The organism is Parafrankia sp. EUN1f, from assembly GCF_000177675.1.
In the GTDB taxonomy this organism is placed as follows: Bacteria; Actinomycetota; Actinomycetes; order Frankiales; family Frankiaceae; genus Parafrankia.
The window spans coordinates 17357-34385 of sequence record NZ_ADGX01000029.1 but is presented as its reverse complement, the minus strand read 5'-3'; the positions used below and the strand labels follow the sequence as shown (position 1 = coordinate 34385).

The following is a 17029-nucleotide window of genomic DNA, read 5'->3' as shown; positions in this document are numbered from 1 at the left end:
TTGGCGCGCAGCGCGAGCGCCGCGCCGACGGTGGCGTAGCAGCTCGGAGTGTCGACCCGCCGTGTCGACAAACTCGTCGAGCAGCTCGGGGTGGCGCACATCTCGAAGTCGCAAGTGTCCGAGCTGGCGAAGCATCTCGACGGCCAGGTCGAGGCGTTCCGGTCCCGGCCGTTGGACGCCGGTCCGTACCGGTTCGTGCAGGCCGACGCGTTGCCGATGAAGGTCCGCGAGGGCGGCCGTGTGATCAACGTGCACTGCCTGCTCGCCGTCGGAGGATCATCTTGGCTCAGCCCCGCAAGCGGTTCTGAGCTCGAGGCGTAGGCCGTTTGATTCATGAAGCTCAGGCGATGCGCGCGGGCGGTGCGAAGCGTGGGCGGTGCGAATCAGCATTCCAGCCCGGTCGGCACCATCCCGGCCTGCGGGGACTGCACCCCGCGGGCCAGGCCCTTCCGCGCCTGCGGCGGTGTACGAGGCCGAGCCATCCAGGCCGCCGGCGGCGTGGGCCTCGGTCAGGCGGGCGCCCGCGACAGCACGACGTCGCGCGGAAGCCCGCCGTCCGGACCGCTCGGCTCGGCGCGAACAACAGGCTCAGCCCAGGTGCCGGAGCACCGAGTGCGCCGCAGCGTAGACATCCGGGAATCCTCGTCGATGCGCAGAAGCGAGCCGGCCGCCGCGATCGACGCCGTGGCCTGCGCGTAGGCGATCAGCTCGGCGTTGCTAAGGCCGCTCAGGTCCACCTCGGCGAGGGCCTCCTCGGCTCGCTTGAGGTAGAGCTGGGAGTTGCTGGTCTGGCGGAGATCGGACGTCACGCAGGGTCGAACTGGCCGTCGACCTGGCCTCGACCTGGCCGATGTCATGGCCTCTCCTCGGGTTTTGCCTGCTCGTGGGCGGTGACCCTGCCGTTATGGCCAATCCAATCGAGGTTCAGAAGTTCCTCAAGGGCATCGACTACCCGGCCGACCGGCGCACTCTCGTCGAGGCGGCCCGCCAGAAGGGCGCTTCCAGGGAGGTGGTGGCCGCACTGGAGCACATCACCGATCGGTCCTACGACGGCCCGAACGCCGTCTCGCAGGAAGTCAGCCACGTTTCTATATCTTGATCCGCAGGATGTCCGCATCATGAAGCACGTGCCTTCCATCGCGCGGGGCACGCGCCCTGCTTCAGGAGCGTGACTTCGCGCAGAACCTGATCGACAGTGAGGGCGAGCAGCCCCGGGGCGGGAAACCCGCCCCGGGGATCACTGTGTTGCCCGGCCCACAGGGCGCGATGCTTCGGCTGGTCGGGGGGCGGTCCCCACTCGGCCGGCGAGACGGGCCCGAACAGCACCACGGACGGTCTGCGGTAGGCGGTGGCGAGGTGCGCGACTCCGGTGTCGGCGCTGAGCACCAGGCGAGCTCGCGCGACGAGCGCGCAGAGCGCGACGAGGTCCAGCCTCCCGGCCAGCACGGTGGAGGGTGGAAGTCCGGCGGCCGTGGCCACCCGCAGGGCGAGGCCGTGTTCCGCCGAGGAACCTGTGAGCACGATCTGGTGGCCGTCATGGGCGAGCTGCCTGGCCACGGCCGCCCATCGGAGCTCGGGCCACCGCCGGGCGGGAGCCGCTCCGCCTGGATGGACGACGGTCGGGCCAGGCTCGCTCCCGCGACCCTGGGTTTCCCCGCCTCCGGCGCCACGGTCGGCGGTCGGGTCCCGCGCCCACCCGCACACCGGCGGCAACCCGGGCGGCACCGGAAGCCCGAGCTCCGTGGGGTCACAAGTCACCCCGTGCGCCGCCAGCAGCCGGCACCACCGCGACACCTCATGCTCGCTGCCCGGCCCAGGCACGTATCCGGTCGCTGTGCCGGCGGAAGTCGCTGTGCCGGCGGAAAAGGTGCGGCTGTGGCCGGTGGCGACGCTTCCGGGATCCGCTGTGGTGCTGCCTGCCTGTGCGAGGTTCGGTGGCTCCCAGGGGCACTCGCCGGGCAGATCGAAGGCCCACAGGGCGGCTGGCCTGGTCCGCCGCAGCGCCTCGGTCGACTCGGGTCCTCGCCCGTGCAGGTTCACCGCCAGTGTGGGTGCCGCTACCGCCACCGGCCCGAGTGGATCTGTCGGCACGAGTCCGTCGACGGCCCCGGAGAGCCTGGCCACGGGTTCGAGCCAGGCTGGTCCGGCGAGCAGGAGACGGTGTCCGGGCAGCTCGGACGTCAGGTGGCGGCGCAGGGCGCGCAGCGCGGGAAGAGCGGTGAGCAGATCCCCCAGGCCCAGGGCGCGCAGGGCCACGACGGTGCCCGCCGCACGCCGGGTGCCCGCCGCACGCCGGGTGCCCGCCGCACGCCTGGTGCCCGCCGCACGACTTCGGCTCACGGGTAGGACGTCTCCCACGAGGAGGTGATGACGATCTCTCGGAGCTCGCATCCTGGCGGCTGGCCGAGCGCGAACACGACCGTGGCGGCCACGTCCTCGGGACGGTTCAGCTTCGCGTCGGGCCCGGGCTTGTACTGCTCGTCGCGGTCGTCGAAGAAGGCGGTCGACATGCCTCCCGGTACCAGGAGGGTGACGCCGACCTGGCCCTTGAGCTCCTCGGCGAGGGCCCGGGTGAAGCCGACCACGCCGAATTTCGAGGCACAGTAGGCAGAGGCGTCTCCGGCGACCCGCAGGCCCAGGGTGGATGCGCAGGTCACGATCCGGCCGGTGCGACCGTCACCCGTCCTTTCCTCACCGGTCCGTCCGTCGCGGCCGCGGCGCAGGTAGGGGAGTGCCGCGCGCACCACTGCGGCGGTGCCCAGCAGGTTCACCGCCACGATGTGCTCCCAGGCCGCTCCGTCCAGCTCGTCAAGCGGTGCGGGCGTATCGGTGCCCGCGGCGGTGAAGACACCGTGAAGCTGTCCTCCGGCGCGGTCGACGAGGGTGCGCACCGCCGCTTCGGCGTCCCGGGTGGCGGCGAGGTCGACGATTTCGCGATCGGTCTCCGGAACGCCCGGTGCCGGGATCCGATCCAGGATTATGGGGCGTCCGCCGGCCGCGCGGACCGCGGCGACCGTAGCCGCGCCGAGCCCGGACGCCCCGCCCGTGATCAGGACCGTGCCCGGCCCTGCAGGGCTCGAGCTCGCCCGTGTCCCGGCCGCTCCCGGTGTCTCCGATACCTTGAGGTCACCGTCAGCTGCTGCCACGACGCACCGCCTCTCTGATGAGGGTCGAGGTGGAACGGCCGGCCAGGTATGGCAGGACGACCGCCTGGCCACCCCAGGACGCGACGATCCCGGCTTCCGGAAGGTCCGTCACCGCGTAGTCACCGCCCTTGGCGAAGATGTCCGGGCGCAGGTCCGCGAGCAGCCGCGCGGGTGTGTCCTCGTCGAAGACCATCACGGCGTCCACGCTGTCGAGCCCCCGCAGCACTGCCGCACGGTCCGCCGCCCCGACGATCGGGCGGTCCGGGCCCTTCAGCCTGCGTATGGAGTCGTCACTGTTCAGGCACACCACCAGGCAGTCACCCAGCGAACGGGCGGCACGCAGGACCTCGACGTGACCGGCGTGCAGAAGGTCGAAGCAGCCGCCCGTCGCGACGACGGTGCCGCCCCGCGCCCGTACCGCGGCCGCCACGGCGTGGCCGTCGCATTTCCGTGTCTGTGGCGGATCGCCGTCTGGCGCCCGAGGGGATGCCTGCCGGAGGTTCGCCGGTACAGCGCCGTGCGGATGGACGGATGCGGAGCCCCCGGCGGCGACGAACTCGCCGGCGTGGCGGGTCGCGGCCGTCACCGTCTCGGACGGAAGCCGCCCGGCGGCGAACCCCAGGACCGCGCTCGCGGCGAACCGGTCCCCGGCACCGCAGGCGTCGCCGCCGCTGACCGGAAGGGCCGGAGCGAGAAGAGGGGGTGTGCTTCCCGCAGTCACCAGCATGGCGCCGCGTTCGGCAAGAGTGATCGCCACAGCACCGACGTCCCAGCGTGCCGCCAGTGTCCGTCCCCGTGCGCAGACGGCGGACAGCGACGCGCCCTCGATGCCGGGCGTCGCGCCCGCGGCCTCCGCCGCGTTCGGTGTCGCCAGGGTGGCGCCGGCCAGGGGCGCGGCACCGCGCGGATGTGGGTCCCACACCAGCGGGGTTCCGCCGCGTCGCGCGAGCGCGGAACGCAGCGGCGGCGTGGCGGCCACTCCGCGGCCGTAGTCCGAGACAAGCACCGCGGCGGCCTGGTCGAGCGCGGTGCGCACCGCGGCGGGAACGACGCCCTCCACCTGGCCTTCCCCGCCCTCGTCCAACCGGACCAGGGAACGCCCGCCGGCCCGGATCCGGATCTTGCTCGGGGTGTCTCCGGTGAGGCCGAGGTCGACGAGTTCCACACCCGCCTCGGTGAGCATCGCCGCCAGCCGATGCCCCGCGTCGTCCCGGGCCAGTGCGGTGATCAGCGTGACGGGCGCGCCGTCGCCGGCCAGCAGGATCGCGGCGAGGCCGGCGCCGCCGGGACGTTCGGTCACGTCGAGGCCGTCGAGGACGGGCACCGGCGCATCGGGGGCGAGCCGGGCGGCGTGGCCGCTGATGTCGCGGTCGAGCAGGGTGTCGCCCACCACCACGATGGGTCGGTGACCTCCTCGCCGCGCGGCCCGACCGCCGGGCCTGCCGCTGTCCGGTGCTGTCGGCGGATCGCGGTCTGTCCGTCGTGCCCGGCCCGGTGGCCGGGCACGAGCTGTCCGCTGGTCCGCGGGACGCTCCCCAGCACAGGCCGGAAAGTCGGCTCCGCCGACGGTACGGACATCCTCCGCCACGGCCTGGTCGGCGCCCCGCACCGCGCTCAGTGCGCCGTCGAACGCCGCGCACAGCACGTGCACGGCCACCAGATGCATCTCCTGCACCGTGGAGGTGGGGATGGAGGGAGACGGGCGCGACCCGGCCCTGCCGGCGTCGCCGGTCCCGCCGACGCCGGCAGTCTCGCCGACGCTGACAGTCTCGTGGCACAGTCCGGCCAGAGGGCTGCCCGGCGGGCCCAGCAGGGCCCAGACGGTGAGTCCCATCTCGTCGGCGGTCGTGGCGGCCCGCAGCAGGTTGGCGCTGCGTCCGGAGGTCGACAGCAGCATCAGCACGTCGCCGGGCCGGCCGTGGGCGCGCACCTGGCGGGCGAAGACCTCGTCGTAGCCGTAGTCGTTGCCGATCGCGGTGAGCGAGGAGGTGTCAGCGTGCAGGGCGATGGCCGACATCGCCGGTCGCTCGTCCTGGAAGCGGCCGACGAGTTCGGCGGTCAGGTGTTGTGCCTGGGCCGCCGAACCGCCGTTGCCGGCCGCCAGAAGACGTCCACCGGCGGGCAGCAGGCCGGCCAGCCGGCCGCCCCACCGCTCCAGGCAGGTGATGTCGAGCGTGGGCAGCGTCGCAGCCAGCTCCCGGACGTGGCGATCAGCGTCGTCGAGACGGTCGCGGCGGGAGCGGTCGCTGTCGAGGGGACCCCAGGTCATGGCCGCGTCCCGACGGGTCGACATGCACCGGTCCGGGTCCCGGTCCGCTTCACACCTTGACCGCTCGCGTCTCTCAGCCTGCGGTAGACGTTCATCGTCAGGGCACCGACGCGTTCCCAGGAGAACAGAGCCCGGGCCCGTTGTGCTCCGGCGGCTCCCAGCCGCGCTCGCTCGGCCGGGTCCGCGGCGAGTTCGGAGAGTGCCTCCACGATCCGTTCCGGGCATCGGGGCGGCACATGCAGCCCGGTCCCGCCGTCGACGACGGTGTCGATGAGACCGCCCACGGCACTGGCCACCACCGGCACCCCGCAGGCCATCGCCTCGACCGGGACGATCCCGAAGGGCTCGTACCACGGGACGCAGGCGACCACGTCGGCCGACCGGTAGAGCGCCGGCAGCTCGGCCCGCCCCACCCGGCCCAGCAGCGTCACCCGGTCGCCGGCGCCGGAAATCCGGGCCAGCCGGCGCAGTCGGGCGGCCTCGGGGTCCTGGTCCAGCTCGGAGCGGTCCGAGCCGCCGGCGATCAGCAGCTCGGTCCCCGGCAGCGCCGCGACCGCCTCGATCAGGTTCCCGATGCCCTTGCGCTCGACGAGACGGCCGACGAACAGGACCCGAAGCCGGCCGGGAGCGCGCGGCGCGACGGGCCCGTCCGGCGTGAACGCGGCCAGGTCCACCCCGGACGGCACGACGCTGACACGGCTGCCGGGTGCGCCGAGACGGACCAGCTCGAACAGCTCGTCGGTGCAGGTGGCGACGATCGCGTCCACCTCTCTGACGAGGCTTGCCTCCGTCTGCACCCGGTCAGGTGGCGAAGTGTCCTTGGAGCCCTGGTGGCGGCGCTTGACCACGCCCAGCGCGTGGCTGGTGAACACCACCGGGATTCCCAGGGGCTCGGCGGCCGCCAGCGCCGCCTTCCCCGACATCCAGAAGTGCGCGTGCACGACGTCGGGGCGCTCCCGTGCCCACTGGTCGCGCAGATCCGCGGCGAAGCCGCGCATGTAGGGCGGGAGGTCGTCCTTGGGAACGGGACGAGTCGGCCCCGCCGGAACATGGTCGACCTCGACGCCGTCCGTCAGCGGGACCCGTCGCGGCGGCCCGGGCGAGTCGCGCCGGGTGTGTACGACTACCTGCGCCCCGCGCCGCGCCAGGGCGCTGGACAGGGCCGCGACGTGGACGTTCTGGCCGCCGGCGTCGACCCCACCCAGGAGCGCGAGGGGGCTGGCGTGTTCGGAGACCATGCAGATCTTCATGCTGTCGCCTCCAGGGGCCGGTTCTCTCGGGCGGTACCACGGGTCATCGCCTCGACCGCCGTGAGCACGTCGCCGACCGTGACGGTCGACAGGCAGGGGTGGCCGGGCACCGGGCACAGCCTCGCTCTGCACCCGGCGCAGTCGATGTCGAGATCTCCGAGGACGACCCTGCGGTCGGTGTAGGGCGCCCAGCGTTCGGCCGGCACCGTGGGCGCGAACAGCGAGACGACCGGCGTCCCCACGGCCGCGGCCAGGTGCGCCGGCCCGGTGTTGCCGACGACGGCGGCACGGGCGCCCGCCAGCACCCCGGCGAGGGTCACCAGGTCGGTCGCCCCACCCAGGTCGCGTCCGACAGCACCGGCGACATACGCCGTCAGAGCGGTCTCGTCGGCAGCTCCGGTGACGACCACCCGATGGCCGTTCCCGGCCAGCGCCGCGGCGAGAGCGGCGAAGCGGCCGGGCTGCCACCGCCGGGCGGACACCGACGTCCCGGGATGCAGCACGATGTAGGGCTGGGAGCCGGTCAGCCGCCGGGTGCCTGGGATCGGCCCGCGGATGCGGGGGAGCCCGTCATCCCCCGCGGGCAGCCGGTATCCCGCCGCGGCCGCGGTCGAGAGCGCACGCTCGACTTCGTGCAGGCCGCTGTCCGGCAGCCGATGGCGGACGTCGAGCAGGGAGCCCGGGTAGTCCTCGCTCGCCGCCGCGACTCGCCGGATCCCGGCCAGGCGCAGCAGCAGCGCGAGGGGCAGCGGGCTCTGATGGAACGACGTGAGGATCAGTGCCTCGTCGAACGCGCCGGCGCTCAGGCGTCGCACCAGGCCGGCGATGTCGGCCGGTTCGACCGCTCGCGGCTCGGCGTCGATCCAGGGGCAGTGCCACACGATGATGTCGTCGACGCCGGGCAGCAGACCCGCCGCCGCGCGGCCGCGCGGCCCGACGAGCATGGTCACGTGCCCGGCACCAGCCCGCACCGCGCGCACGGCAGGCCCGGACAGCAGGACGTCACCGTCGCTGTCGAGCCGCGCGACCACCACCCGCGTACTCATGCCAGACCGAGGGGAGCGGCCGCTCGACGTCCGGTCGACGCGATCGAGGAGATCATCTGCGCTGCGGGCGAGGCTGCTCGGTGCAGGTCGGGATCCGCAGGAGACGCCGAGAACACGTGGGCGAGCGCGGCCAGCAGGTCGGGCGCGACCTCGGGCGCGGCGGCGATCTCCTCCGGCCTGGTGGCCGGGGTCGGCACGAGTACGCCGCGGGCGCCCACGGCCGCCGCGGCCGCCATGTCCGCGCCGATGTCGCCGATCATGACCATCCGCTGTGGCCGCACTCCGAGGGTGCGGCAGGCCGTCAGCAGCAGGCCGGGGGCGGGTTTGCGGCAGTCACACTCGTCCGCCGGGACGTGCGGACACACATGGAAGGCGACGGGGCCGCCGAGCATCGCCGCGAGCCGGGCGTTGACCGCGTGGACGGCCTTCCAGGTCAGCAGGCCGCGCCCTATACCGCTCTGGTTCGACACGACGGCCGTGGGAATGCCGTCCCGTCGCAGCTGTCGCAGCGCGGCCGCGGCGGCGGGCATGAGGACGACCCGTCGAGGATCGCCGTTGTAGGGGACGTCTCGGCAGAGCGTCCCGTCCCGGTCGAAGAGGACGGCCTCCGGCCGGGCCGGAACGGCGGCTCTTCGACCCGGCCGGGGTGTTTCCGTCGTGTCGGGAGTCACGCACCCCGTGGTGCCCGACCTCATCCAGGGAAAACTGTTCCACTCCGAGAAGCAGTCCTACTACGAAGAGTGACCCTACTGTGAAGACCGACGCAGGTCATGGACAGAATCCACGACGTCCTGAACCGTGATGTTGGCGAGGCAGGCCGGCTCGCGCGCGTCCAGGGGGCAGCGCCCGGACCACCAGCATTCCTGGGCGGTGATCGCGGTCGGCCGGCGCACGGAACAGCCCGGCAGGCCCTGCAGGTCGACCGTCCAGCCGCGGTGAAGCCCGTATCTGGTCGCCAGTGTCGGACCGTACAGACCCACGGTTCTCGCGCCCATCACGGCGGCGAGACGGCACGGCCCGGTGTCGCCGCCCACCACCAGGCCGCCGCGTTCCGCGAGCGCCGCGAACATCCCGGCCGCCTCCCGCAGGCCCCTGGTTGGCAGCACCGCCACCGGAGGCCAGGGCTCGGCCCGCGACTCCCCCCGTGGCACCGCGGGCTCCGCCGACGGGGGTTCCGGCGACGGCAGCCGTGCTACCGGCCAGCCGGCGGCGAGCAGCCGGCCGGCCAGCTGCCGCCAGCGGTCGGCGGGCCACTGCTTGATCGCCATACCCGCTCCTGGAATCAGGACCACCGGTGGGTGCCCACCGGTGGTCCATCCCTCCTCGGGCGGGCCGGCCGACCATCCCGATGCGCCCAGGTGACGAGGTCCGGTGCCGCGGAGCGTCCCGGGCCGGGCGAGCGCCTCGGCGAGTGATGCCCTGCCCCGCAGCCGTTCGGCGGCGGTGAGCCGCAGACGCCCTGACCGCGCGCGGGCGAGTTCGGCGGAGGCCGCGTCGATCACACCGTCGGCGGCGAGCAACCGGACGAAGCGTGCGTCGACCGCCTCGTCCGGCGGCGGCCCGCGCCACAGATCGTCAACGGCGGCGACGCCGAGATCGGACAGCAGGCGCGGGATGCCGCTGTGCCGGGTGGTCGTGACTGCGAGATCGGGGTAGCGCCGGGTGATCTCGGCCCGCACGGCGGCCCGCACGCCGCCGCCGCTGTGATCGGTCACTCCGACCACGCGGTCCAGCCGGTCATCGGCTGCCAGCAGGTCGGCTCCCGGCAGGAAGGTCACGACCCGCATCCGGGCGCGCGGATGCGCCGCCAGGAGGGCCTCCAGGGCCGGCAGCGCCAGCAGCAGGTCACCGAAGCCGCCGAGCAGCTCGATGACCAGGATGTCGCGGGCGGTGCCAGGCGCGGGGAGCGCTGGCCGCGGCCCGCGGATCGGCGGCCGCTCAGCCACGTTGATCAGGGCGGTCGTGACCGCCGCCGCCAGGCGCGCCACCGGCGGGCCACATGCCGTGGGCCCGCGCTGACCGTCGCCGTCCCGCGCCTTCGTCGTGGCATTCCCGGTAGAGCTTCAGATGTGCGTCCGCTATCCGCGCCCAGCCGCGGTCGGCGAGCAGTGTCGCCAGGCCGGCCCGGACCCGGGCGTCGAGGTCCGCGTCACTCAGCAGCCGTCGGATGCCCGCGGCCAGCGCCTCGGCATCGCGGACCCGGGGCACCACGACCGCGGTCCGGGCCTCGACCAGCGCCGGGTCCGGTGGGTCCGCCGCGGTCACCACGACCGGCAGGCCGTGCGCCGCGACCGCGGCCAGCGCGCCACTTTTCGCCGTCACGCCCGCGGTGAAGGGGAGCACGGCGATGTCCGCCGCGGCCAGCACCCGGGACGCTTCCGCGGACGGCAAATGACCGGTCATCAGCACCCGGTCAGCGACACCCGCCTCGCGGGCCCGACCCGCGAGCTCACGCCGGAAGGCGTCGGCCTCGGGCTCACTCAGCGCCAGGGAGGCGAATCCGCCCACGATCACAAGGCGGACCCCGGGATGCTCGGGAACCAGCATCGCGAGCGCCTCGATGAGATAGCGCAGGCCCTTCACGGGATGCGCGAAGCCGAAGAAGGCCAGCAAGGGCGCGTCGGGTAGCAGCCCGAGCCGCGACCGCGCCGCCTGCCGCACAGCCCGGCGGTCCGCGCCCGGATCCGGAACGACATTCGCGCCCACCGGAACAGATCGCGGGCTGATTCCCAGCCTGCTCCGGACCGCGCTCGCATGCGCGCCGTTCGTGACGATGACGCGGCTGCTTCGCGGCGCCAGGGCGAGGGTCTCGCGGTCCCACCAGCGACGCCGCTCGACCAGCCGCCACAGCCGGTCCGGTACGTGCGCCGGCCAGCTCCACCAGTCGTACTCGTGCAGGGTCGTGACGAGCCGCGTACCCGTGGGGAGCAGGAGGGGAAGCAGTCCTACAGCCGGCGAGTAGCCGAACGCGGACGGCGCGAACTGGACATGGACGACGTCCGGTGCGGCCCGGCGCAGCGCGCCCGCCAGCGCCGCGACGCCTCGCGCGTTCCATCCGCCCGCCACCTCGATGAGCCGCGAGCCGGCGGGCAGTTCGGCGGCACCGGCCGCCGGGCCAGCCGTGGCCAGCCAGACATCCGCCCGCTGTCCGAGAGCCTCGCGCAGGTGCAGCGTGTAGTCGGCCACGCCGTCCCGCGCCGGTTCCAGGTTGCCGCAGACGAGCGCGATCCTCGGCCGGTCCGTCCGCTGCGAGGCGGGCGCGGCTCGGGTCACGGGCACCGTGTGCCCTCGTCCGAGCCGTTCAAGCGGCCCGCCGGGAGCGGCCTGGCACGCTGAGCGAGCCGGCGGCGTGCCAATCACCGAGGTACCGGCACACCGGTTTGGGACGCGACCGCCCGGGCAGCCCGCTCACGATGCGTCCTCAACCGCCCACCCACCCGGCTGCCCTGCGGGGCGCGCCGATCCACTGGGCCGGGCTGGCGCGAATCCTGGTCCTGCGGCCTGACAATCTCGGCGACGTCCTGATGATCGGGCCCACGTTGCGTGCGCTGCGGTCGGCGGCACCCCGTGCGCGGCTGGAGCTGCTCGCGTCCCCTTCGGGGGCGGCCGCCGCACCGCTGCTGGACGGGCTCGACGCCTGCCTCGTCGAAGCGGTGCCCTGGCAGGACGCGTCCGGAGGCTCGGCGACGCCCGAATCCCTGCACCGCCTCGTCGCCCGGCTCACGGCGAGGTCCTACCAGGCGGCGGTGGTGTTCACCTCGTTCTCGCAGTCACCGTGGCCGGCCGCCTACACCTGCGCGCTGGCGGGGATCCCGGTCCGGGCGGGGGCGTCCCGCGAGTTCGGCGGAGCGCTGCTTACGCACTGGATCGACGACCTTCCCGACGAGGCGCACCAGGTCGACCGGGCCGCGGAGCTGCTGACCCGACTCGGCGTGCCAGTGCCCGAACGCGCACTGCGAGTGAAGATCCCCCGGCAGGCCGAGCAGGACGCCCAGGCCATCTCCGGGCCGCACCCCTACGCCGTGCTGCTGCCTGGCGCGTCCTGCGCGGCACGGCGCTGGCCGCCGCACCGGTTCGCGGAGCTGGCCGGACACCTCGCATCCGCAGGCCTTCGCGTCCTCGTCGCCGGCACCAGCCGGGAGCGCGACCTGGTGCGACAGGTCTGTGCCGGGGCCGGCCCCGCCGGTGTCGATCTGGCCGGGGCGCTGGACCTGGCGACGGTCGCCGCGCTCCTGCGCCGCGCCGAGATCGCGGTCACCAACAACTCCGGCGGAATGCATCTCGCCGACGCGGTCGGCGCGCCCCTGCTCGCACTGTTCGCCGGGACGGAGCGGGAGTCCGAGTACCGCCCACGGTCCACGCGCTCCCGCGTGCTGCGCCGCCCCACCCCCTGCGCGCCCTGCCGGGCGTTCGACTGCCCGCTGGGCCACCACGAGTGCCTTGACATCACAGCGGCGCGGGTCGCGGACGCGGCTCTGGCACTGCGCGCCCGGAGCGCCGCATGAACGCCGGGGCGCACGAAGGCGAAAGCACCCGGGAGGCCGACGCCGCCCGCGATCTCGACGTCCTGGTGCCTACCTGCGGCCGGCCGGACGCCCTGGCGGTCACTCTGGGCGGTCTGGCGGCACAGACAGTGCGCGGTTTCCGGGTGGTCGTGTCCGACCAGACCCCGGCGCCGGACGAGCCGTCCGTGGACCGCCCGGCGTGCCGCGCGGTGATGCGCGTCCTGCGGCTGCGCGGCAGCGAGGTGGAACTGCACCGCGGGCGGCCGTGGCGTGGCATGGCCGAGCAGCGGGACTTCCTGCTGTCCCGGGCGCGGGCGACCCGGGTGCTCTTCCTCGATGACGACATTCTGTGCGAGCCCCGCACCCTCTCCCGGATGCTGGCGGCTCTCGGCACGCTGCGCTGCGGCTTCGTGGGAGCCGCGCCGCAGGGACTCAGCTTCCTCGACGACGTGCGGCCCGCCGAGTGGGCCGCATTCGAACCGGTCGCCGGTCCACCGGGCCCGGAGCGGGTACGCAAGGGGATGCCGTCCTGGCAGCGCTGGCGCCTGCACAACGCGGCAAACCTCACCCATCTCACTCATCTCACCCAGGTAGCCGGCACCGCCGCCCGGCGGCGGGAGTGGACCGCGTACCGGGTCGCCTGGATCGCCGGCTGCGTCCTCTACGACCGCGTCCGGCTCCAGGAGGCCGGCGGCTTCGGCTTCTGGACGCGCCTGCCCCCGGGGCACCGCGGCGAGGACGTCGTGGCGGCGCTCCGTGTCCTCGAACGGTCGGGTGGGGTGGGGATCCTGCCTCCTGGCACCGTCCATCTGGAACTGCCCACCACGCTGACGGATCGGCGGGTGGACGCCTACGCGGAGATCATCGAGGCCGACGACGCCGGTCTCAAGGCCCGGCACAGTCGTCGATCCGGAGGGGAGGGCTTATGAACGCCGTGTCGGCCTTGCCCGCGGCGCGGGATCCGCTCGCCAGACGGGACGCGCTCGACGCCCTCGACGCCCTCGACGCCCTCGACCTCCTGGTGGTCGGCGACATCATGCTCGACAGCTGGGTCTGGGGCCCGCCCCGCGGCCTTTCCCGTGAGGGGCCGGTGCCGGTGGTCGCGGTCGCCGGGAGGTCCGAGGCACCGGGCGGTGCCGGCAACGCGGCGGCCGCGGCGGCCGGGCTCGGTGCCCGTGTGCGGCTGGTCGCCACCGTGGGCGACGATCCCGACGGCGCCCGGCTACGGGAGCTGCTGCACGACGCCGGCGTGGACACCGCCGCGGTCCTCGACGACCACGGCCGGCGAACCGTGCACAAGCAGCGGATCTGCTCCGGCGAGCATCTTCACCTCCGCGTCGACAGCGGTGACGAGGCACCGTCCGGCCCCGCGGCCGGCGCCGGGATCAGGAGCCGGCTGTTCGACGCCGCGGCGGGAGCCCTCAGCCTCGTCGACTCCTCCGCCGCCGTACTCGCCTGCGACTACGGCACCGGCCTGTTCTCCCCGGACCTGGTGCGGCGGCTGGGCTCAGCCGCCCGGAACGCGGGTCGGCCGCTGGTCGTGGACGCCCACGAACCCCGCCGCTGGGCCCCCGCCCGGCCGGACATCGTGACACCGAACGCGGCGGAGACATCCAGCCTGCTGCCCCCCGACGCGGCCGGCCCGTTCCTGGCTGACCGGCCACGCGCCGTGGCCGCCCACGCGGAGGCGATCCTCGCCGCGACCGGAGCCCGTGTCGTCATCGTCACCCTCGACCGCGACGGGCTCGTCGTGCTCGACGGCGCGCATCCCCCACTGCACCTGCCTGCCGATCCCGCCCCGGACGGCCACACAGCCGGCGCCGGCGACACCCTCGCCGCCACGCTCGCGACCGCGGTGGGCGGCGGGGCGGCACTGGCACCCGCTGTCACCCTCGCCGCCGCCGCCGCGAGCGTCGTCGTCCGCAGGCCCGGTACGAGCGTGTGCAGCGCCGCCGATCTCCGCGCCTGCCTGGGCCCGAGGCCCCCGGGAGCGATCGACCTGCCCGCGCTCACCGAGCAGGTACGCGCCGAGCGCGGCCGAGGAAACCGGGTCGTCCTCACCAACGGGTGCTTCGACGTCCTGCACCGCGGCCACATCGCCTACCTAGCCGCCGCCCGGGCGTTCGGGGACATCCTGATCGTGGGAGTCAACAGCGACGCCGGCGTGCGCCGGCTCAAGGGCCCCGAACGCCCGGTGAACGCCCTGGAGGACCGGCTGGCCGTACTCACCGCCCTCACCGACGTCGATCACCTCGTCGTCTTCGACGAGGACACCGCGACCGACCTGATCACCGCGCTGCGGCCGGACGTGTACGTCAAAGGAGGCGACTACACGGAGGCGATGCTGCCGGAGGCCGCACTCGTCCGCGCCCAGGGCGGGCAGGTGCGCTTCGTCGACTACGTACCCGACCACTCCACCAGCGGGCTTCTCGACCGGATCCGCGGCGGTCGGGTCCCCGCCCTCGCCCGGAGGCGGCGATGAGGATCCTGCTCTGGCACGTGCACGGCTCCTGGACGACCTCGTTCGTCCAGGGCAAGCACGACTACCTGGTGCCGGTGACACCGGAACGCGGCCCGGACGGCCTGGGCAGGGCCCGGACGTATCCCTGGCCGCTCTCGGTCACGGAGGTGCCGCCCGCCGAACTCGCCGACAGACCCGTCGACGCCGTGCTCCTGCAACGCCCGCACGAGATCGAACTCGCCTCCCGCTGGCTGCGCCGACGGGTCGGGCGGGACATCCCGGCCGTGTACGTCGAGCACAACACCCCCCGCGGCGACGTCCCGCTGACCCGACACCCGGTCGCCGACCGCGACGACGTCGTCCTGGTGCACGTGACCCACTTCAACCGCCTGTTCTGGGACAACGGAACCACCCCGACCCGCGTCATCGAACACGGGATCGTCGATCCCGGGCCGCGCTACACCGGCGAGCTGCCCCGGATTGCCATGGCCGTCAACGAGCCCGTCCGGCGGGGAAGGATCACCGGCACGGACCTGCTCCCGGCCTTCGCCGCCACCGCGCCCATCGACGTGTTCGGCCTGGGCGTGCGCGGGCTGCCGGAGGCCACCGGCCTGCCGCCCGACCGGCTCACCGTGCTCGACGATCCCCCACAGGCCGAGCTGCATGCCCGGATGGCCCGCCGGCGGGTCTACGCGCACCTGCCCCGCTGGACCTCACTGGGACTGTCCCTGCTGGAGGCGATGCACCTGGCGATGCCGGTGGTTGCGCTGGCCACCACCGAGGCGACAGCGGCAGTCCCGCCCGGTGCCGGGGTGCTCTCCACCGACCCCACGGCACTCGTCGACGCTGCCCGGGCATACATCGAGGACCCGGAACTCGCGGCGGACCACGGCCGCCGCGCGCGCGAGGCCGTGCTCACCCGCTACGGGCTGGGGCGCTTCCTCGGGGACTGGGACGAGCTGTTCAGCGACGTCGTGACCAGCTGAGCGAAAAGCGCCAGAGCGACTCGAAGCACGCGCGAGCTGACGGGAGGCCATCAATGAGCTCATCCACATCCACATCCACATCCACAGCCGGCGCCGCGGCTGTTCCGGTCGCGCGACGGGTCGTTGTGGTGGGTGCTTCCGGCAACGTCGGCACGAGCGTCGTGGCCGCCCTCACCCGCTCGGCCGGAATCTCCCACGTCACCGGTGTCGCCCGCCGGCCGCCGGCCGCGGCGGCGGCAAAGACCAGCTGGGTATCCGCCGACGTGGCCCGGGATGACCTGGTCCGGGTGTTCGACGGTGCGGACGTGGTCATCCACCTGGCATGGCTGTTCCAGCCCACGCACGACCCGAGGACCACCTGGCGGACCAACGTGCTCGGCAGCATCCGCGCGTTCGACGCCGCCGCCCGCGCGGGTGTGCCGGCTCTCGTCTGCGCCTCGTCGGTCGGCGCCTACTCGCCGGGCCCGAAGGACCACACCGTGGACGAGAGCTGGCCGACCCATGGCTGGCCGGGCGCGGCCTACACGCGGGAGAAGGCCTACGTCGAACGCGTCCTCGACGCCTTCGAACGCGATCATCCAGCCATGCGGGTGGTCCGCCTGCGGCCGGGCTTCGTCTTCCAGCGGATGGCTGCCAGCCAGCAGCGCCGCCTGTTCGCCGGGCCGTTCCTGCCCGGCGCGCTGGTCCGGCCGGGCGTGGTGCCCGTGGTTCCCGACCTTCCCGGTCTGCGGTTCCAGGTCGTCCACTCCGAGGACGTGGGCGAGGCCTACCGGCTCGCCGCCGAGCGGGCCGTGCACGGAGCGTTCAACATCGCGACCGAACCGGTCGTCGACAGCCGACTGCTCGCCGAGGCCCTGGACGCCCGCACCGTGCGACTACCGGCGAAGGCGACGCGGGCCGCCCTCGCCGCGGCCTGGCACCTGCACCTGGTGCCCACCGCCCCGGGGCTCCTCGACGCGGTGCTGAACCTGCCCCTCATGGACACCACCCGCGCCCGGGAGGAACTCGGCTGGGCCCCCAGACACGACTCCCGCGCCGCGCTCCGCAGCCTCCTGGCAGGCCTGCGCGCCGGCGCCGGTGGGGACACCGCCGCACTGGCCCCGGCCACACCCGCCGGCCGGGTCCGCGAGGTCCTCACCGGCGTCGGGCAGCGCTCCTGACACTGCGGCGCCTGTCAGCGCGCGATCACCCGGCTACCCTCGTGCGTGCGCCGCCACCCGCGCGGCCATATCCCCGATCGGGCCGAGACCGAGGATCGCGACCGTCCCGCCTTTGGGCACGGCGGCGTACCGCACCGCCTGCCACGCGGTCGGCAGGACATCCGACAGGTAGACGAACCGCTCGTCGGGCGGGCAGCGGCGGATGA

Annotated in this window: 15 protein-coding genes and 2 pseudogenes; 7 read left to right on the top strand and 10 right to left on the bottom strand. The window is 74.1% G+C overall.

Going from position 1 to position 17029, the window contains the following annotated elements:
• Positions 1 to 45: 45 nt before the first annotated feature.
• Positions 46 to 273, top strand: a pseudogene (locus tag FREUN1FDRAFT_RS11325) (transposase); the annotation flags it as partial.
• A 236-nt stretch (positions 274 to 509) separates the two neighbouring features.
• On the opposite strand, the gene FREUN1FDRAFT_RS11320 reads toward FREUN1FDRAFT_RS11325, so the two are convergent.
• Complete coding sequence (locus FREUN1FDRAFT_RS11320) at positions 510 to 809, bottom strand: hypothetical protein (protein ID WP_035951299.1); 300 nt, start codon at positions 807 to 809, stop codon at positions 510 to 512.
• 95 nt (positions 810 to 904) lie between these two features.
• Here FREUN1FDRAFT_RS11320 and FREUN1FDRAFT_RS11315 point away from each other — a divergent pair, with 95 nt between their 5' ends.
• Positions 905 to 1099, top strand: coding sequence for a DUF2795 domain-containing protein (locus FREUN1FDRAFT_RS11315; protein ID WP_006540167.1), 195 nt, complete (start codon positions 905 to 907; stop codon positions 1097 to 1099).
• Positions 1100 to 1116: 17 nt separating this feature from the next.
• Here the strand turns inward: FREUN1FDRAFT_RS11315 and FREUN1FDRAFT_RS11310 are convergent, their stop codons facing one another.
• The 8 genes from FREUN1FDRAFT_RS11310 to FREUN1FDRAFT_RS11275 all read right to left on the bottom strand — a co-directional run bounded on the left by FREUN1FDRAFT_RS11310 (position 1117) and on the right by FREUN1FDRAFT_RS11275 (position 10990).
• A complete protein-coding gene (locus tag FREUN1FDRAFT_RS11310) occupies positions 1117 to 2091 on the bottom strand; it encodes a glycosyltransferase family 9 protein (protein WP_369809787.1) in 975 nt (324 codons plus the stop codon).
• A 245-nt stretch (positions 2092 to 2336) separates the two neighbouring features.
• A complete protein-coding gene (locus tag FREUN1FDRAFT_RS11305) occupies positions 2337 to 3146 on the bottom strand; it encodes an SDR family oxidoreductase (protein WP_006540165.1) in 810 nt (269 codons plus the stop codon).
• Positions 3133 to 5415, bottom strand: coding sequence for a D-glycero-beta-D-manno-heptose 1-phosphate adenylyltransferase (gene rfaE2, locus FREUN1FDRAFT_RS41350; protein ID WP_083828659.1), 2283 nt, complete (start codon positions 5413 to 5415; stop codon positions 3133 to 3135). Before rfaE2 (FREUN1FDRAFT_RS41350) ends, FREUN1FDRAFT_RS11305 begins: the two co-directional genes overlap by 14 nt.
• Entirely contained in the window at positions 5412 to 6665 is a 1254-nt protein-coding gene (locus FREUN1FDRAFT_RS11295) for a glycosyltransferase (protein WP_006540163.1), read from the bottom strand. Before FREUN1FDRAFT_RS11295 ends, rfaE2 (FREUN1FDRAFT_RS41350) begins: the two co-directional genes overlap by 4 nt.
• Entirely contained in the window at positions 6662 to 7711 is a 1050-nt protein-coding gene (locus tag FREUN1FDRAFT_RS11290) for a glycosyltransferase family 9 protein (protein ID WP_006540162.1), read from the bottom strand. The genes FREUN1FDRAFT_RS11295 and FREUN1FDRAFT_RS11290 overlap by 4 nt, the downstream gene beginning before the upstream one ends.
• Entirely contained in the window at positions 7708 to 8406 is a 699-nt protein-coding gene (locus FREUN1FDRAFT_RS11285) for an HAD-IIIA family hydrolase (RefSeq protein ID WP_006540161.1), read from the bottom strand. Before FREUN1FDRAFT_RS11285 ends, FREUN1FDRAFT_RS11290 begins: the two co-directional genes overlap by 4 nt.
• A gap of 51 nt (positions 8407 to 8457) precedes the next feature.
• On the bottom strand, positions 8458 to 9699 hold the full coding sequence (locus FREUN1FDRAFT_RS11280; protein ID WP_006540160.1) for a glycosyltransferase family 9 protein: 1242 nt from the start codon (positions 9697 to 9699) through the stop codon (positions 8458 to 8460).
• The gene (locus FREUN1FDRAFT_RS11275; RefSeq protein ID WP_006540159.1) at positions 9650 to 10990 is read right to left on the bottom strand and encodes a glycosyltransferase; all 1341 of its coding nucleotides are present in this window, start codon (positions 10988 to 10990) and stop codon (positions 9650 to 9652) included. The genes FREUN1FDRAFT_RS11280 and FREUN1FDRAFT_RS11275 overlap by 50 nt, the downstream gene beginning before the upstream one ends.
• A gap of 134 nt (positions 10991 to 11124) precedes the next feature.
• On the opposite strand from FREUN1FDRAFT_RS11275, the gene FREUN1FDRAFT_RS11270 reads away from it, so the two are divergent.
• From FREUN1FDRAFT_RS11270 to FREUN1FDRAFT_RS11250, 5 genes are read left to right on the top strand one after another with little or no spacing between them, the layout of a single operon-like run.
• Positions 11125 to 12216, top strand: coding sequence for a glycosyltransferase family 9 protein (locus FREUN1FDRAFT_RS11270; RefSeq protein WP_006540158.1), 1092 nt, complete (start codon positions 11125 to 11127; stop codon positions 12214 to 12216).
• Positions 12213 to 13145, top strand: coding sequence for a glycosyltransferase family 2 protein (locus FREUN1FDRAFT_RS11265; protein WP_006540157.1), 933 nt, complete (start codon positions 12213 to 12215; stop codon positions 13143 to 13145). Before FREUN1FDRAFT_RS11270 ends, FREUN1FDRAFT_RS11265 begins: the two co-directional genes overlap by 4 nt.
• On the top strand, positions 13142 to 14698 hold the full coding sequence (gene rfaE2 / locus FREUN1FDRAFT_RS11260; RefSeq protein WP_006540156.1) for a D-glycero-beta-D-manno-heptose 1-phosphate adenylyltransferase: 1557 nt from the start codon (positions 13142 to 13144) through the stop codon (positions 14696 to 14698). The genes FREUN1FDRAFT_RS11265 and rfaE2 (FREUN1FDRAFT_RS11260) overlap by 4 nt, the downstream gene beginning before the upstream one ends.
• Positions 14695 to 15663, top strand: coding sequence for a glycosyltransferase (locus tag FREUN1FDRAFT_RS11255; RefSeq protein WP_006540155.1), 969 nt, complete (start codon positions 14695 to 14697; stop codon positions 15661 to 15663). The genes rfaE2 (FREUN1FDRAFT_RS11260) and FREUN1FDRAFT_RS11255 overlap by 4 nt, the downstream gene beginning before the upstream one ends.
• A 53-nt stretch (positions 15664 to 15716) precedes the next feature.
• A complete protein-coding gene (locus FREUN1FDRAFT_RS11250) occupies positions 15717 to 16823 on the top strand; it encodes an NAD-dependent epimerase/dehydratase family protein (protein ID WP_006540154.1) in 1107 nt (368 codons plus the stop codon).
• Positions 16824 to 16868: 45 nt separating this feature from the next.
• Here FREUN1FDRAFT_RS11250 and FREUN1FDRAFT_RS47970 read toward each other — a convergent pair.
• Positions 16869 to 17015, bottom strand: a pseudogene (locus tag FREUN1FDRAFT_RS47970) (glutathione-dependent formaldehyde dehydrogenase); the annotation flags it as partial.
• Positions 17016 to 17029 lie beyond the last annotated feature (14 nt).